Origin of the sequence: Legionella sp. km535, assembly GCF_003990085.1 — a bacterium.
Classification (GTDB): Bacteria; Pseudomonadota; Gammaproteobacteria; order Legionellales; family Legionellaceae; genus Legionella; species Legionella moravica.
On the sequence record NZ_RZGU01000048.1, the window covers coordinates 1 to 3,029 of the forward strand.

A 3,029-nucleotide genomic window follows, 5' to 3' on the forward strand; every position below is an offset into this window, starting at 1 on the left:
CTTTAATCTGGTATAGCCAGAAGTTCATTAAAAATTTGGTAAAGAAAGAGGTAACACAAGCGAACTCATATTTTTTATTTGTATGTGCATGTAGTCTTGAGGTAATTGAGATTATATGGTCAAGAAGAGAAGCGCAAACGGTGGATGCCTTGGCAGTAAGAGGCGATGAAGGACGTGGAATCCTGCGAAAAGCTACGGGGAGCTGGAAACAAGCTGTGAGCCGTAGATGTCCGAATGGGGGAACCCGGCTGTGCTTGCACGGTCACTCATGACTGAATACATAGGTTATGAGAGCGAACTCGGGGAACTGAAACATCTAAGTACCCGAAGGAAAAGAAATCAATTGAGATTCTCTAAGTAGCGGCGAGCGAACGGGGAGGAGCCTGGTGTGATTTATCATTGAATGGAGTAGAACAACCTGGGAAGGTTGACCATAGGGGGTGAAAGTCCCGTATACGCAGATTTGATGAGGAACTAAGCACGCGAACAAGTAGGGCGGGACACGTGAAATCCTGTTTGAAGATGGGTGGACCATCATCCAAGGCTAAATACTACTTACTGACCGATAGTGAACCAGTACCGTGAGGGAAAGGCGAAAAGAACCCCGGAGAGGGGAGTGAAATAGAACCTGAAACCGTTTGCGTACAAGCAGTGGGAGCATGTTTTCGGACGTGTGACTGCGTACCTTTTGTATAATGGGTCAGCGAGTTACTTTCAGTGGCGAGGTTAACTGAATAAGGAAGCCGTAGAGAAATCGAGTCTGAATAGGGCGCGAGTCGCTGGGAGTAGACCCGAAACCGGGCGATCTAGCCATGTGCAGGATGAAGGTTGGGTAACACCAACTGGAGGTCCGAACCGGGTAATGTTGAAAAATTATCGGATGACGTGTGGCTAGGAGTGAAAGGCTAATCAAGCCCGGAGATAGCTGGTTCTCCCCGAAAGCTATTTAGGTAGCGCCTCGTGAATGATTACTGGGGGTAGAGCACTGTTTCGGCTAGGGGGCTGTCATGGCTTACCAAACCGATGCAAACTCCGAATACCGGCTAATTGAATCACGGGAGACACACGGCGGGTGCTAACGTCCGTCGTGAAGAGGGAAACAACCCAGACCGCCAGCTAAGGTCCCAAAGTACTAGTTAAGTGGGAAACGATGTGGGAAGGCATAGACAGCCAGGAGGTTGGCTTAGAAGCAGCCACCCTTTAAAGAAAGCGTAATAGCTCACTGGTCGAGTCGGCCTGCGCGGAAGATGTAACGGGGCTAAAACTAGTCACCGAAGCTGCGGATGTGCACTAAGTGCACGTGGTAGGGGAGCGTTCTGTAGGCTGATGAAGGTGGATTGAGAAGTCTGCTGGAGGTATCAGAAGTGCGAATGCTGACATGAGTAACGATAATGAGGGTGAAAAACCCTCACGCCGGAAGTCCCAGGTTTCCTGCACGACGTTAATCGGAGCAGGGTGAGTCGGCCCCTAAGGCGAGGCTGAAGAGCGTAGTCGATGGGAACCAGGTTAATATTCCTGGACTTTTTATAGGTGGTGAAGTGGGGACGAAGAAAGCTAGATGAGCCAGGCGTTGGTTGTCCTGGTACTTGCATGTAGGAGGGGAGACTTGGCAAATCCGGTTTCCTGTTAACTCTGAGGTGCGAAGTGGTTCTGACATTTCGGTGTACAGAGAAGTCATTAATGCTCGGCTTCCAGGAAAAGCTGCTAGCCATAACCTATAGAGAACCGTACCGCAAACCGACACAGGTGGACAGGTAGAGAATACTGAGGCGCTTGAGAGAACTCGGGTGAAGGAACTAGGCAAAATGGTACCGTAACTTCGGGAGAAGGTACGCCCTTGCTGGTTAGTTTTTTTACAAAACAAAGCTGGTGAGGGCCGCAGAGACCAGGTGGCTGCGACTGTTTATTAAAAACACAGCACTCTGCAAATTCGTAAGAAGACGTATAGGGTGTGACGCCTGCCCGGTGCCGGAAGGTTAATTGATGGGGTCATCTTCGGAGAAGCTCTTGATCGAAGCCCCGGTAAACGGCGGCCGTAACTATAACGGTCCTAAGGTAGCGAAATTCCTTGTCGGGTAAGTTCCGACCTGCACGAATGGCGTAACGATGGCCACACTGTCTCCACCCGAGACTCAGTGAAATTGAAATCGCTGTGAAGATGCAGTGTACCCGCGGCTAGACGGAAAGACCCCGTGAACCTTTACTATAGTTTTGCACTGGACTTTGATGATAACTGTGTAGGATAGGTGGGAGGCTATGAAGTGAGGACGCTAGTTCTTATGGAGCCGACCTTGAAATACCACCCTGTTGTTATTGAGGTTCTAACTTGGTCCCGTAATCCGGGATGAGGACAGTGTATGATGGGTAGTTTGACTGGGGCGGTCTCCTCCCAAAGAGTAACGGAGGAGCACAAAGGTACCCTCGGTACGGTCGGACATCGTACCAAGAGTGTAAAGGCATAAGGGTGCTTGACTGCGAGAGTGACGGCTCGAGCAGGTACGAAAGTAGGTCTTAGTGATCCGGTGGTTCTGTATGGAAGGGCCATCGCTCAACGGATAAAAGGTACTCCGGGGATAACAGGCTGATACCGCCCAAGAGTTCATATCGACGGCGGTGTTTGGCACCTCGATGTCGGCTCATCACATCCTGGGGCTGAAGCAGGTCCCAAGGGTATGGCTGTTCGCCATTTAAAGTGGTACGCGAGCTGGGTTTAGAACGTCGTGAGACAGTTCGGTCCCTATCTGCCGTGGGCGTAGGAAAATTGAGAGGAGCTGCTCCTAGTACGAGAGGACCGGAGTGGACGAACCTCTGGTGTACCGGTTGTCACGCCAGTGGCATAGCCGGGTAGCTAAGTTCGGACGGGATAACCGCTGAAAGCATCTAAGCGGGAAGCCTCCCTCAAGATGAGTTTTCCCATGAAGCCCGTTGAAGACTACGACGTTGATAGGCAAGGTGTGGAAGCGCAGTAATGTGTGAAGCTAACTTGTACTAATTGGCTGATTGTCTTGACCATATAATCTGAGTTACTT

General features: G+C 50.5%; 1 rRNA gene. It reads left to right on the forward strand.

Features of this window, described 5'->3' with window-relative positions:
- Positions 1–117: 117 nt before the first annotated feature.
- Positions 118–3,013, forward strand: a 23S ribosomal RNA gene (locus tag ELY21_RS15415).
- Positions 3,014–3,029: the final 16 nt, after the last annotated feature.